Source organism: Pseudohongiella sp. SYSU M77423, assembly GCF_029911965.1.
Classification (GTDB): Bacteria; Pseudomonadota; Gammaproteobacteria; order Pseudomonadales; family Pseudohongiellaceae; genus Pseudohongiella.
Map to the genome: position 1 here is coordinate 539397 of NZ_JARYTH010000001.1, position 14031 is coordinate 553427.

A 14031-nucleotide genomic window follows, 5' to 3' on the forward strand; every position below is an offset into this window, starting at 1 on the left:
CGCGATAATATTGCACGCTTTGCAGCAAACTGGTGATGCAAACCGCCTATGAAGAATACAGGGAATCCAATATTTACTCCCAAAAATGCCTATGACCGCGAAGAACTTCTGCAGTGCGGTTATGGTCAAATGTTTGGCCCCGGCAACGCACGACTGCCCGTCGGCAACATGCTGATGATGGACAGAATCGTCGAGATCAACGATCACGGCGGCGAGTTCGGCAAAGGTCTTATCGTTGCTGAGCTCGATATTCGCCCGGACCTGTGGTTTTTTGACTGTCATTTCCCGGAAGATCCCGTCATGCCAGGTTGCCTGGGGCTGGATGCGATGTGGCAGCTGGTGGGCTTTTATCTGGGATGGCGCGGCAACCTTGGCAAAGGCAGGGCGCTGGGTGCCGGCGAGGTAAAATTCAGCGGTGAAATTCTGCCCACGGCCAAAAAAGTCACATACGAGATTTCTCTCAGCCGCATCATTGAACGTAAACTGGTCATGGGGATTGCGGATGGTACCGTCGCCGTTGATGGCAAGGTAATCTATACCACCAAGAACCTGAAAGTGGGCCTGTTTACGCCTGACGCCAAATTCTGAACGATCGCTACACAGAGGTACCTATGAGACGCGTTGTTGTAACTGGCATCGGTATTGTTTCCTGCATCGGCAATGACAAGCAGACCGTGCTTGATTCATTGAAGCAAGGCCGCAGCGGAATCAGCTACAACCCGGTATATGAAGAAATGGGCCTGCGCGCTCATATTTCTGGTCGGGTAGACATCAATTTCGAAGAGCACATCGATCGCAAAGTGCTGCGATTCATGGGCGATGCTGCAGCCTATGGCTATATCGCCATGGAACAGGCCATCAAAGACGCCGGCCTTTCCGAAAACGAAGTATCCAATGAGCGCACTGGCATCATCATGGGCGCGGGCGGCTCTTCGTCTGCAGACCAGGTGGAGGCAGCCGACATTCTGCGCACCAAGGGTCTGCGCAAGATCGGGCCGTATCGTGTACCGCGCACTATGGGTAGCACCGTCTCTGCGTGTCTTGCTACACCGTTCAAGATCAAAGGTGTGAACTACTCCATCTCATCAGCCTGCGCAACCAGCGCGCACTGCATCGGCAATGCCATGGAACTGATTCAGATGGGCAAGCAGGACATGGTATTCGCAGGCGGCGGCGAATCTGAACACTGGACGCTGACCAACCTGTTCGACGCCATGGGCGCGCTGACAACCAGCCACAATGATGAACCCACCAAGGCATCACGCCCATTCGACGTCAGTCGCGACGGCTTTGTTATCGCCGGCGGTGGCGCAGTGCTGGTTATCGAGGCACTTGACCACGCACTGGCACGTGGCGCCAAGATTTACGCCGAGATCACCGGTTACGGTGCGACATCAGACGGTTATGACATGGTCGCGCCATCCGGCGAAGGCGCGATTCGCTGCATGAACATGGCCATGGCCACCAGCAAACAGCCAATTGACTACCTGAACACGCACGGCACCAGCACCCCAGTTGGTGATGTGACCGAACTGAAAGCCATCAAACAGGTGTTTGACGGCAAATCGCCCATCATCAACTCCACAAAATCCCTGACTGGCCACTCGCTGGGCGCTACTGGCGCGCAGGAAGCGATCTACAGCCTGCTGATGATGGAAAACCGATTTGTCAGCGCATCGGCCAATATTCAGGAACTTGTTCCAGAGGCCGATGGTCTGAACATCGCAACTCAGCGCATGGACGATGTCACCCTGAACTGCATCATGTCCAACAGCTTTGGCTTTGGTGGTACCAATGCAACCCTCATCTTCGAGCGTTATTCGGACTAGACGCCAGGCCCTGCTTGCAGGCTGCTTTCTGGCATTGATGCTGCCGGCCGGGCTTGATGCCCAGCCGGGCAGTTCGCTGTTCGGCGGCTCGCGCTTCCTGCCAGTTGATCAGGCCTTCAGCTATTACACCAGCCTGGACAGCGATTCGCAGATCAGCATTCACTGGACCATTGCTCCGGGATATTACCTGTATGCTGACAAGTTCAGCGTTTCGGTAAGCAGCCCGGAATCTGATTCGGGCGAGCTTGCCTTCGAGCTTCCCGCCGGGGTCGCTCATCATGACGAGTACTTTGGCGACGTTACAGTTTTTTACGACAGCCTGCGTATATCGCTGCAGCTCCCGCAGACACTGACTGCCAGCACTGAAGACATTGTCCTGCAGCTGGACTACCAGGGCTGTGCGGAGGCAGGCCTGTGCTACCCTCCAGAATCCCGCGAGATCCCGATTTACCGCTGATTCACCCCATCGCCCGACACCGGGGGCGGCGGTCTTAACACCACCTTCGAGAAAAGATCAGAGAAAAGCCACAATTGAGTGGTGAAAATCTAAGAAAAATCTGCGAAAATCCCGCTTCAATGATCGCAATAGCGCACCACAAGCTGGATTAAGAATATGGCGACAATCCTAGTGTTGCACGGCCCCAACCTGAACCTGCTGGGCACCCGTGAGCCTGAGATATACGGCAATGAGACGCTGGACGATATCAACTCGCGCCTCAGCAGCACCTGCCTGGCCGCTGGACACCACCTGCTGCATCTGCAAAGCAATGCAGAATATGAGCTGATTGAGCGGATCCACGACGCGCGACGCGAGGGCATTAATTTCATTATCTTTAACCCGGCCGCCTTCACGCACACCAGCGTCGCCCTGCGCGATGCTCTGCTTGGCACCGGCATTCCCTTTATCGAAGTTCACCTGTCTAACGTCTACAAACGCGAACCGTTTCGGCATCACTCCTATTTCACGGACATTGCCAGCGGCGCAATCGTCGGGCTTGGCTCCCAGGGCTATGACCTGGCGCTGCAGGCGGCGCTCACGAGACTGACAGACACTCATTAATCAAGTTGATCCACTACCGGCAAAAAGAGAAGAAATCATGGATATCAGAAAAGTAAAAAAACTCATCGAACTGCTCGAATCTTCCGATGTTGCGGAAATCGAGATCAAGGAAGGTGAAGAGGCGGTTCGCATCAGCCGCGGCAGCACAGTCAACGCAGCCCCCATCCAGTACCAGGCAGCACCGCCGCCCCAGCCAGCAGCTCCTGCACCCGCGCCAGCTCCGGCTGCCGCTGATACCGACGCGGGCGGCAAAGAAAGCCAGAAAATTCGCGGCAATGTTGTCAAATCTCCTATGGTTGGTACCTTCTATCGCGCGCCGTCACCTTCGTCTCCGCCCTTTGTTGAGGTTGGCCAGCACGTAAAAGTGGGCGATGTCATCTGTATTATTGAAGCGATGAAAATGATGAACCAGATTGAGGCGGATCACGCCGGTGTGGTCGAAGCCATTCTGGCTCAGGACGGCGAGCCCGTTGAATTCGATCAGGCACTGGTCACAATCGTTTAAGGGTCAATAGCTATGCTGGAAAAAGTCCTGATCGCCAATCGCGGAGAGATAGCTCTGCGAATTCTGCGAGCGTGCAAAGAGCTTGGCATTAAAACCGTGGCCGTCCATTCAAGTGCCGACCGCGACCTGATGCACGTCCGACTGGCTGACGAATCAGTCTGTATCGGCCCGGCAAGCGCCTCGCAAAGTTACCTCAATGTGCCAGCGATTATCGCTGCCACGGAAGTCACCGACGCCGTGGCAATTCACCCCGGTTACGGATTCCTGTCAGAAAACGCAGATTTTGCTGAACAGGTTGAGCGCAGTGGCTTCACCTTTATCGGTCCGCGCGCCGAGACGATCCGATTGATGGGTGACAAGGTTTCCGCCATTGAGGCCATGAAAAAAGCAGGCGTACCGACAGTCCCGGGCTCTGACGGACCACTGGACGGTAATCCTGAACGCACGCTGGATATCGCCCGTCGCATTGGCTACCCGGTGATCATCAAAGCCGCAGCCGGCGGTGGTGGTCGCGGCATGCGCGTGGTGCATAACGAAGGCTCACTGCTCAAGGCCATTCACGTTACACAATCGGAAGCCAAGGCAGCCTTCGGCAACGATACGGTCTATCTGGAAAAGTTTCTGGAAAACCCGCGCCACGTGGAAATCCAGGTGCTCGGTGACGGCCAGGGCAATGCGCTGTACCTGGGTGACCGCGACTGCTCGATGCAGCGTCGCCACCAGAAAGTTATTGAAGAGGCTCCTGCTCCGGGCATCCCTGACGAAATACGCCAGCAGGTAGCAGAAACCTGCATCAAGGCCTGTGAGCTGATGAAGTATCGCGGCGCCGGCACACTGGAATTCCTCTACCAGGACGAGCAGTTCTACTTCATTGAAATGAACACGCGTGTTCAGGTGGAACATCCCGTTACTGAAATGGTCACCGGCATTGATATTGTCAAAGAACAATTAAAAATCGCCAGTGGCCAGCCTCTTTCCATCAAACAGGAAGAGGTGCAGATAAAGGGCCACGCGCTGGAATGTCGTATCAATGCTGAAGACCCCAGCACATTTATGCCCTGCCCCGGCAAGATCAACCTGTATCATGCACCGGGCGGTAATGGTGTGCGCGTCGACTCGCATATTTACAGTGGTTATACCGTACCTCCGTTTTACGACTCATTGATCGGCAAACTGATTACCTTCGGTTCTGATCGTGACGAGGCGCTGGTGCGCATGCAAAACGCACTGGATGAAATTCTGATCGATGGCATCCGTACCAATATCGCGCTGCACAAAGATATTCTGCGTGATCACAACTTCCGCAAAGGTGGTGTAAACATTCACTATCTGGAGCACATGCTGAGCGGCCACAAAAAATCGTAAGCTGGTAAGAACATGCCCTGGCAACAAATCAAGGCCAGAGTCACAGACACGGAAGCCCCAGAGATGGAACAACTGTTCCAGTCACTGGGCGCCGTGTCTGTGTCGTTTCTGGATGCAGAAGATGAACCCGTTTTCCAACTGGAGCCGGACAGCACACCGCTATGGCAGCAGACCATGCTCAGTGCGCTGTTCGAAAGCGATGTCGTGATTACTGATGTAATCGCAGCTGTTGTGGCCGGCAGCCGTCTGCAGGAAAACGAGCTGATTATCGAACAGATTGAGGACCAGGATTGGGAACGCGCCTGGATGCAGGACTTCAAGCCCATTCAGTTTGGCAAGCGGCTCTGGATCTGCCCGAGCTGGTGCGAACCACCGGAGCCTGACGCAGTCAATGTCATGCTGGACCCGGGGCTGGCATTTGGTTCTGGCACACACCCGACAACGGCACTGTGCCTGGCCTGGCTGGATGAGCAGGACCTGAAAGGCAAGACTGTCATTGATTACGGCTGCGGCTCGGGCATTCTTGCCATCGCTGCGATTCTGCTGGGTGCGGAGCGGGCCATCGCCATCGACAATGACCCGCAGGCCCTTATCGCCACGGCGGCCAATCGTGACGCCAACGGGATTGCTGCGGACCGCCTGCCGGTCTACCTGCCCGGCGAATACGATACCCCTGCCCCTATCGTGGTTGCCAACATTCTTTCCGGACCACTGGTAGAATTGACACCGATTCTCTCGCATTTGACCCTGCCCAACGGACAACTGGTGCTGTCAGGGGTATTGTCGGAGCAGACTGAGGCACTGCTGAGTTCCTACCGGGAAACATTTGAAATGCAGCCACCAGTTCTGCAGGATGAGTGGGTGCGAATAAGCGGTGTCCGGCGTTAGCCTGGCAGGCCGTCCTGTTAACCGGTTATCAGCATCTGGCATAGAGACTTGTCGAACTGACTATGTGGACCATCATTGAACAAGACAAACCACAAATCGAGCTTCCGGTCATCGATGAAGCTCTGGAGCTGGAGTCATCCGCCCGGCCAACCCGGCCCGAACGGAAACTTCGCGCACGCAGGATACTTGGGACGACTCTTTCATTCCTGGCTGCTTTGTGTCTGCTGTTGGCCATTCCTGTGCAGCTGCTCCTGTTCCGCCCACAGCTGACTGCGACACATCCTGCTTTTTACGACTGGCTCGAAACAGCATGCCTTGATCGCTGCCCCTTTCAGTTGCCGACTCGGGTAGATCCAGAGGCTTTCGAAATAAGCGGGCTCGACTACCGGGAACACCCGTTTCTGGCTGACACGGCCCTGCTCGAGTTCAGTTTCCAGAATCGCGGCAGCTATGCGCAACCCATGCCAGACGTCGTTGTCCGTTTCAGCAGTATGTCGGGAGACCTGCTGGTCAGCGACCAGCTGTCAGCCAGCGACTACCTGGACACGGACTCAGAACCCGCCCCGCTGCAACCCGGCGAGGTGGCATCTGCCCGGATCGAGTTTACCGAACCTGGCAGCAATGCCGTAAACTACGACATTCAGTTTGTTAAACCGGCTTCCTTGCCACGAGCGATTCAGCCATGAGCGCCATCGGACTTAATGCCGACACCATGCCGCAGGGGTTCTACCTGGGCAAACACTTTCTGCAGCAGCCCGTCATTCTGGCGCCCATGGTTGGTGTCAGCGACCTGCCATTTCGTGAAGTGTGCCTGCAGCAGGGTGCGACTTTAACCATTGCCGAAATGGTGCCTGCCGACTCACAGGTCTGGCAGAGCGAAAAAAACCGCCTGCGCCTGAAACGCTCAGGCAAATGTGGGCCGGAGATTGTCCAGATTGCCGGTTTTGATCCGGACATGATGGCCGATGCGGCGCGAAAGAATGTCGAGATGGGTGCTGAAATAATCGACATCAACATGGGATGCCCCGCCAAGAAAGTGCTCAAACGTGCCTCTGGCTCGGCTCTGATGCAGGATCCCGAGCTGGTCGAGAGAATACTGCGCGCTGTGGTAGCCGCGGTACCAGTGCCAGTGACTCTAAAGACCCGCACCGGCTGGAGTCGCGAACAACGGAACGGACCGCAGATCGCCCGCATTGCTGAGGATTGCGGGATCGCCATGCTGAGCATTCACGGACGTACACGCGAGTGCCGCTTCAAAGGCAATGCAGAATACGACACCATTGCCCGCATCAAGCAGGAAATCAGCATTCCGGTGATCGCCAACGGCGACATCACGTCTCCCGAGCAGGCAAAGTTTGTACTGGACTACACGCAGGCAGACGGTGTAATGATCGGGCGGGCCGCGCAGGGACGTCCCTGGCTGTTCCGGCAGATCCACGACTTTCTGCAATCCGGTAAAACGACCGAACGTCCCCCAGCCCAGGCTATCAGCCAGCTAATGGTTGATCACATCCGCGCCCTGCACGCTTTTTATGGTGACTTCAAAGGGGCGTTGTTCGCGCGCAAACACATCGACTGGTACAGCCAGGAGTTGCCAGCTGGCGCAGAGCTCAAATCCCGCTTCATGGACAGCCGTGATGTCATGGAGCAGCGTGATATACTTGCCGACTACCACGAGAATTTAGCCAGTTTCAGCCTGACACAATAAGACTCGCATGAAAAAAGATACCACTGAGCAACAGATGGGCGCACCCACACCCACCGATATCGCCGAACCATTCAGCCTGCGTCAGGCTGTTGAGCGCTCGATGGCAGTGTATCTGTCGGATATTGATGAGGAAGACGAGAACCTGGTCGCCAATCTTTACGACCTGGTAATGAGCGAGGTCGAGCCCCCTCTGATACAGGCAGTTCTTGACCACAACGCAGGTAACCAGAGCCGCACGTCTACCATGCTGGGGCTCAATCGTGGTACTCTACGCAAGAAAATCAGGCAATATGGATTGCGCGTGTAATGCCGTTAATCCGCCATTTCCCACCCGCTTATAAACCTAGAAATCGAGCTTATGTCTACTGAGAACACAGCAGTCATCCGTCGCGCCCTTATCAGCGTGTCGGACAAAACCGGTATTGTTGAATTTGCACGCGACCTGCACTCGGCAGGTGTAGAAATCCTGTCCACTGGCGGCACTTACCGCATGCTGCAGGACAACAATATTCCCGCCACGGAAATTGCCGATTACACAGGCTTTCCGGAAATGATGGATGGCCGCGTCAAGACGCTGCATCCAAAAGTGCATGGCGGCATTCTGGCCAGACGCGATATCGACGGCAAAGTCATGAGCGAAAACGACATACCGCCCATCGATCTGGTGGTGGTCAATCTGTATCCGTTCGAAAGCACGGTGGCACGTCCTGACTGCAATCTTGATATGGCGATCGAGAACATCGATATCGGCGGCCCGACCATGCTGCGCGCTGCCGCCAAAAACCACGCCTGGGTGGGCGTAGTGGTCAACCCGTCTGACTATGAGACCATCATCTCGGAAATTAAGCAGAACAACGGCGGTCTGACACAACAGACGCGCTTTGATCTGGCGACCAAGACCTTCGAACACACTGCAGCTTACGATGCGGCGATTGCCAACTATCTCGGCAAGACCATTACTGGCAGCCAGTTCCCGCGCACCTTCAGCAGCCAGTTTGTCAAAAAGCAGGATCTGCGCTACGGCGAAAATCCGCATCAAAATGCAGCCTTCTACACCGAGAAAAACCCGCAGGAAGCCAGTGTCAGCACAGCTGAACAGTTGCAGGGCAAAGAGCTGTCCTACAACAATATTGCTGACACGGATGCTGCGCTGGAGTGCGTGAAGAGCTTTGCTCAACCCGCCTGTGTCATTGTCAAACATGCCAACCCCTGCGGCGTCGCGCTTGCCGAAACTATCGAACAGGCCTATCAACTGGCTTTCAAGACCGACCCGACGTCGGCGTTTGGCGGCATCATTGCGTTCAACCGACCGCTGGACGCGGCTACGGCCAAGGCCATTATCGAGCAGCAGTTCAGTGAAGTGATCATTGCTCCTTCCGTACACAACGAAGCGCTGGACGTGCTGTCGGCTAAACCCAATGTGCGCGTCCTGGCCTGTGGTGAGTGGCCAGAGAAACCTGCCGACGCCTGGGACTACAAGCGCGTAAATGGTGGTTTGCTGGTTCAGGATCGGGACAATCACCAGATCAGTCACAGCGACCTGAAAGTAGTCAGTAAGCGCCAGCCTACGGAGCAGGAACTGGCAGATCTGATGTTTGCCTGGACAGTCGCACAGTTCGTAAAATCCAATGCCATTGTGTATTGCCGCAAACAACAGACCATTGGCGTAGGCGCCGGCCAGATGAGCCGTGTATACAGCGCCAAGATCGCAGGCATCAAGGCAGAAGATGAAGGCCTGGCGGTAGCCGGCTCTGTGATGGCGTCAGATGCATTCTTCCCGTTCCGCGACGGTATTGATGCAGCAGCCAAAGCTGGCATTACAGCGGTCATTCAGCCTGGTGGCTCCATGCGTGATGAAGAAGTCATCGCCGCGGCCGACGAAGCTGGCATGGCAATGGTCTTCACCGGCATCCGCCATTTCCGTCACTGATAGCCACCACAGAAACAGAGAACACTTATATGAACGTACTGGTACTGGGCAGCGGCGGTCGTGAGCACGCCCTGGCATGGAAACTCGCCAAGTCCCCTGCGGTTAAAAAGGTATTCGTGGCGCCCGGCAATGCGGGAACGGCCACTGAGAATGGCCTTGAGAACGTAGCAATTGATCCACTGGATTTTCCGGCGCTGGTAGAATTCGCCCGAGCCAATGCCGTTGAATTGACCGTTGTTGGCCCGGAAGCACCACTGGTGGCAGGTGTTGTTGACTACTTCACCGAGCAGGGCCTCAAGTGTTTCGGTCCGCGCCGGGGCGCGGCCCAGCTGGAAGGCTCCAAGGCTTTCTCCAAAGACTTTCTGGCCCGTCACAAAATTCCGACGGCCAGTTACCAGAATTTCACCGACGCTGAACAGGCCATTGCATACGTGCAGCAACAGGGCACACCCATTGTCATCAAGGCCGATGGTCTGGCCGCCGGCAAGGGCGTGATCATCGCGCAGACGCAGGACGAAGCCGCCGCGACCATTCGCGATATGCTGTCAGGCAATCGCTTTGGTGACGCTGGCAGTCGTGTTGTTATTGAGACCTTCCTGCACGGCGAAGAGGCCAGCTTTATTGTAATGGTGGACGGCAGGAACGTACTGCCGATGGCTACTTCACAGGACCATAAAGCGCGTGACGACGGCGACCGTGGCCCCAATACCGGCGGCATGGGTGCCTACTCTCCCGCGCCCGTAGTCACCCCCGACGTGCATGAACGGATCATGGCCGAAGTCATTCGACCAACTGTCGAGGGCATGGCCGCAGAAGGTAACCCCTACACTGGGTTTTTATATGCTGGCCTGATGATTTCTCCTGACGGCAAAGTTAATGTCATTGAGTTCAATTGCCGTTTTGGTGATCCCGAAGCGCAGCCTGTCATGATGCGTTTGCAGTCAGACCTCGCCGAACTTTGTCTGGCAGCTGTCGAGGGACGCCTGGATCAGGCGCAGGCAAACTGGGACACCCGCGCCAGTATCGGTGTGGTGCTGGCCAGTGGTGGGTACCCTGACGCCTATGACAAGGGCGCGGTCATATCGGGTCTTGATAAAGCCGTCGAGTCTGACAGTGGCAAAGTATTCCATGCCGGTACTGCCCTGAAAGACGGACACATAGTAACCAGCGGCGGTCGCGTACTGTGTGCTGTTGCACTTGGCGACACTGTCACCGAGGCCCAGCAGGCCGCCTATGCACTGGCAGAAAAGATTGAGTGGGATAAACTCTACTATCGACGCGATATTGGCCATCGGGCCATAGCGCGCGAACAGGGTCGTTCTTAACAATCGTAATTGCTGACAATCTCGAATAAGCTTGGTGCTTACTCGATAACAATTTCGCAGTAACAAGGGATGAGTCGCATGCAACAAGAGCACTACAGCCTGGCTGATCGTCTGGTGCTGCAACTTGACCAGGCACTCCACACACTGGTTCCTGGCAGCAGCCACGCTGACAGGGCCTCGCCCGCCAGTTCGGTGGACGACGGCGATTTGACCGAAACTGAACGAGCGCTTGCGGCGGGTCTGATGCGCATCAACCACACCGGCGAAGTCTGCGCCCAGGCTCTTTATCAGGGCCAGGCGCTGACGGCGCGTTTGCCGCAGGTGCGCGAGTCGATGAATCATGCCGCCCAGGAAGAAGTCGATCACCTTGCCTGGTGCGAGGACAGACTGAAAGAGCTGGACAGCCGTCCGAGTGTATTCAACCCGGCGTTTTACGCGCTGTCCTTTGGCCTGGGTGCATCAGCCGGCCTGATTGGTGATCGCTGGAGCCTGGGGTTTGTTGGCGAAACCGAACGCCAGGTCTGCGAACACCTGGGTGAACATCTGGATCAGCTGCCTGCCAATGACAACCGTAGCCGTGCTGTGGTGCAGCAGATGATGACAGACGAGCAAAAACACGGCGAAGCAGCCATGGCAGCCGGTGGCGCAGAACTGCCACTTCCCGTGCGCACTGGCATGAAACTGATGGCAGGGGTCATGAAAACGCTGACCCGCCGCCTCTGAGGCAACGCCTGTGTCGCACCTGCCACGCCTGATAAGGATCATCTCGGTTGCGGCCAAGTACCGACTGCATCACCTTAGCCCACTGACGGCCAAATCTATCCCGTTGCGTCTGGTGATGGGCCTGCTGGCTTTACCCTGGGCATTCTCTTCAGTGCGAAAACTGCCAGCCCCGGTGCGACTGCGCAGCGCGCTGGAAGAGCTAGGACCGATTTACATAAAATTTGGCCAGCTGCTGTCAACCCGCCGCGATTTCCTGCCTTACGAGGTCAGTGAAGCGCTGCAGAGCCTTCAGGACAAAGTACCAGGCTTTAAAGAGCCCGGTATCCTGCAGGTAATTGAACAGACGTTGGAGTCGCCGTGGCAGTCACATTTCGCGAGCGTGGAAACAGATGCCCTGGCGTCCGCTTCCATCGCTCAGGTGCACGCTGCCACACTGCCTGACGGAACCGCGGTTGTCATCAAGGTGCTTCGCCCCGGCATCGGCGAAATAATCCGTCAGGATATCGCCGTGCTTAAATGGATAGCGCGGCTGGTCGAGCGGTATGTACCCGATGGACGCCGCCTGCGACCACGTGAAGTAATCGACGACTACGAGCACGTGATCCTGAATGAGTTGAACCTGACCGCGGAAGGTGCCAACACCACCCTGCTAAAACGTAATTTCGAGAACTCTCCACTGCTGTATGTGCCCCGCGTTTACTGGGATATCAGTCGCGACAACATGCTGGTCACTGAACGTATACATGGCATACCGGTTTCCAATATCGATACTCTCAGGGAACGCGGCGTTGATCTCAAAAAGCTGGCTGAGACCGGTGTAGAGATATTTTTCACACAGGTCTTTGAACACAGCTTCTTCCATGCCGACATGCATCCCGGCAATATATTTGTGGATGCAGATAATCCCCTGAATCCGCGTTATATCGCCATAGACTGCGCCATCATTGGCTCACTCAGCCGCGACGATCAACAATATCTGGCGCGCAACCTGTTGGCGATTTTCAAGCGTGACTACCGGAAAGTCGCCGAGCTGCATGTGGAATGTGGCTGGGTTCCCAAAAATACCAAAGTGGTTGAATTCGAAGCGGCGATGCGCACGGTATGCGAACCGATCTTTGAAAAACCCTTAAAAGACATCTCTTTCGGATATCTGCTGGTCCAGCTGTTTCGCACGGCCGGTCGCTTCAATATGGAAGTACAACCGTCTCTCGTGCTGCTGCAGAAAACCCTGCTCAACGTCGAGGGACTGGGTCGACAGCTATACCCGGAGCTTGATCTGTGGCAGACTGCGCTACCATTTCTGGAGCGCTGGAATCGCAAGCGCATGCAGCCTTCCTGGCTGTGGAAGCAGCTTAAACAGAATGTCCCTGACTGGGTTGAACAGGCCCCGCACCTGCCACAACTGGTGCTGGACAGCCTGAATCAGCACAAACAGGTGGAAGCGCTGAACAACACGCTCTCCCACGTGCTGACGGAGCAGCGCGCGCGCGAGGAGCGACAGCGACGCAGCGAGCGCAGGGCCATGTTCGCTATCATAGTCATGGCCGGCGCCCTGTTGGCAGCTTTGTATTTTGGCCGATGAAAGAGCATACTGAATTGATGAAAAATGCAGCATGGCTGGACCAGATCAAGTGGGACAGTAACGGTCTGGTCCCCGTCGTCACTCAGGACGCCACCAGCGGCAGACTGCTGACTCTGGCGTGGATCAACCGCGAAGCCTTGTGGCTGACCCAGCAGGAAGGCCGCGCAGTTTACTGGTCACGCTCACGCCAGAAAATCTGGCGCAAGGGCGAAGAGTCCGGCAATGTGCAGCACATTCGTCAGATCCAGCTGGATTGTGACGGCGACTCAGTCTGTTATCTGGTTGACCAGGTCGGCGGCGTGGCCTGTCATACCGGACGTGAGAGCTGTTTTTACAAACAGCTGCAGGGTGACAATGAGCAGGCTGACTGGCAGGTTATTGACCCGGTCCTGATTGACCCTGCGTCCTTGTACAAAAAGCAGTAAAGGCGTGGCATGACTCAAACCACTTCAGACACACTGACAGAACTGGCAAAGGTGCTGGAACAGCGCAAATCTGCGACTCCGGATTCATCCTATGTGGCTTCACTGCATCACAAGGGCCTGAACAAAATCCTGGAAAAAGTGGGCGAGGAAGCTGTTGAGACCATTCTCGCCGCGCGGGATGTCGAGGCCGGCAAAGATGCACAGGCACTAATAGGCGAGACGGCAGACCTGTGGTTTCACAGCATGGTGATGCTGAGCCACCTCGGATTGAGCCACGAGCAGGTATTGGAAGAACTGGCAAAGCGTTTTAACATATCTGGTCTGGACGAAAAGGCAGCCAGATCGCAACAGTAAGTAACGATAACAGGTCTGTCGCCTGACGCTATCACGCAGACAGAACCTTCGGAGGAAGTATGGGAATCGGCGGTATCAGTATCTGGCAACTTTTAATCATCGCGTTGATCATCGTGCTGCTGTTCGGCACCAAAAAACTGCGCAACCTGGGAACTGACCTTGGCGGCGCGCTGAAGGGCTTCAAAAATGCCATGAAAGACGAAGACAAGGATGGCGACGAGGACTCAAAGCCCGAGCAGCTGGAAGCAGACAAGGAACAGACCGGCGCAACCACGAGTGCCCGCACCGAAAAAACGCAGGACAAGTAAGCTGCATGCCCTGGCGGGCAGCACCACAG

Annotated in this window: 17 protein-coding genes; all 17 read left to right on the forward strand. The window is 55.9% G+C overall.

Annotation, left to right across the window (positions count from 1 at the left end):
• The first annotated feature begins 48 nt into the window (after positions 1 to 48).
• Complete coding sequence (gene fabA, locus QGM61_RS02355; protein WP_237133008.1) at positions 49 to 588, forward strand: 3-hydroxyacyl-[acyl-carrier-protein] dehydratase FabA; 540 nt, start codon at positions 49 to 51, stop codon at positions 586 to 588.
• Positions 589 to 611: 23 nt separating this feature from the next.
• Positions 612 to 1829: a beta-ketoacyl-ACP synthase I gene (fabB, locus tag QGM61_RS02360; RefSeq protein WP_281131748.1), complete on the forward strand. Its 1218-nt coding sequence runs from the start codon at positions 612 to 614 to the stop codon at positions 1827 to 1829.
• 37 nt (positions 1830 to 1866) lie between these two features.
• Complete coding sequence (locus tag QGM61_RS02365) at positions 1867 to 2286, forward strand: protein-disulfide reductase DsbD domain-containing protein (protein ID WP_281132069.1); 420 nt, start codon at positions 1867 to 1869, stop codon at positions 2284 to 2286.
• Between the two features lie 156 nt (positions 2287 to 2442).
• On the forward strand, positions 2443 to 2889 hold the full coding sequence (aroQ, locus tag QGM61_RS02370) for a type II 3-dehydroquinate dehydratase (RefSeq protein ID WP_237133006.1): 447 nt from the start codon (positions 2443 to 2445) through the stop codon (positions 2887 to 2889).
• Positions 2890 to 2926: 37 nt separating this feature from the next.
• Entirely contained in the window at positions 2927 to 3394 is a 468-nt protein-coding gene (accB, locus tag QGM61_RS02375) for an acetyl-CoA carboxylase biotin carboxyl carrier protein (protein ID WP_281131749.1), read from the forward strand.
• A 12-nt stretch (positions 3395 to 3406) separates the two neighbouring features.
• The gene (accC, locus tag QGM61_RS02380) at positions 3407 to 4759 is read left to right on the forward strand and encodes an acetyl-CoA carboxylase biotin carboxylase subunit (RefSeq protein WP_237133003.1); all 1353 of its coding nucleotides are present in this window, start codon (positions 3407 to 3409) and stop codon (positions 4757 to 4759) included.
• A gap of 12 nt (positions 4760 to 4771) precedes the next feature.
• Positions 4772 to 5647: a 50S ribosomal protein L11 methyltransferase gene (gene prmA / locus QGM61_RS02385; protein WP_281131750.1), complete on the forward strand. Its 876-nt coding sequence runs from the start codon at positions 4772 to 4774 to the stop codon at positions 5645 to 5647.
• Between the two features lie 62 nt (positions 5648 to 5709).
• Positions 5710 to 6333, forward strand: a complete 624-nt coding sequence (locus QGM61_RS02390; protein ID WP_281131751.1) for a DUF3426 domain-containing protein — start codon at positions 5710 to 5712, stop codon at positions 6331 to 6333.
• Entirely contained in the window at positions 6330 to 7355 is a 1026-nt protein-coding gene (gene dusB / locus QGM61_RS02395) for a tRNA dihydrouridine synthase DusB (protein ID WP_237133000.1), read from the forward strand. Before QGM61_RS02390 ends, dusB begins: the two co-directional genes overlap by 4 nt.
• A gap of 7 nt (positions 7356 to 7362) precedes the next feature.
• Complete coding sequence (locus QGM61_RS02400) at positions 7363 to 7662, forward strand: helix-turn-helix domain-containing protein (RefSeq protein WP_237132999.1); 300 nt, start codon at positions 7363 to 7365, stop codon at positions 7660 to 7662.
• 51 nt (positions 7663 to 7713) lie between these two features.
• Positions 7714 to 9285, forward strand: a complete 1572-nt coding sequence (purH, locus tag QGM61_RS02405) for a bifunctional phosphoribosylaminoimidazolecarboxamide formyltransferase/IMP cyclohydrolase (RefSeq protein WP_237132998.1) — start codon at positions 7714 to 7716, stop codon at positions 9283 to 9285.
• Positions 9286 to 9314: 29 nt separating this feature from the next.
• Entirely contained in the window at positions 9315 to 10610 is a 1296-nt protein-coding gene (purD, locus tag QGM61_RS02410) for a phosphoribosylamine--glycine ligase (protein WP_281131753.1), read from the forward strand.
• Positions 10611 to 10688: 78 nt separating this feature from the next.
• Positions 10689 to 11333, forward strand: a complete 645-nt coding sequence (gene coq7, locus QGM61_RS02415; RefSeq protein WP_281131754.1) for a 2-polyprenyl-3-methyl-6-methoxy-1,4-benzoquinone monooxygenase — start codon at positions 10689 to 10691, stop codon at positions 11331 to 11333.
• 10 nt (positions 11334 to 11343) lie between these two features.
• Positions 11344 to 12915, forward strand: a complete 1572-nt coding sequence (gene ubiB, locus QGM61_RS02420) for a ubiquinone biosynthesis regulatory protein kinase UbiB (RefSeq protein ID WP_281131755.1) — start codon at positions 11344 to 11346, stop codon at positions 12913 to 12915.
• A gap of 17 nt (positions 12916 to 12932) precedes the next feature.
• On the forward strand, positions 12933 to 13340 hold the full coding sequence (gene hisI / locus QGM61_RS02425; protein WP_237132994.1) for a phosphoribosyl-AMP cyclohydrolase: 408 nt from the start codon (positions 12933 to 12935) through the stop codon (positions 13338 to 13340).
• 9 nt (positions 13341 to 13349) lie between these two features.
• On the forward strand, positions 13350 to 13694 hold the full coding sequence (locus QGM61_RS02430) for a phosphoribosyl-ATP diphosphatase (RefSeq protein ID WP_237132993.1): 345 nt from the start codon (positions 13350 to 13352) through the stop codon (positions 13692 to 13694).
• Positions 13695 to 13753: 59 nt separating this feature from the next.
• Positions 13754 to 14002: a Sec-independent protein translocase subunit TatA gene (tatA, locus tag QGM61_RS02435; RefSeq protein ID WP_237132992.1), complete on the forward strand. Its 249-nt coding sequence runs from the start codon at positions 13754 to 13756 to the stop codon at positions 14000 to 14002.
• Positions 14003 to 14031: the final 29 nt, after the last annotated feature.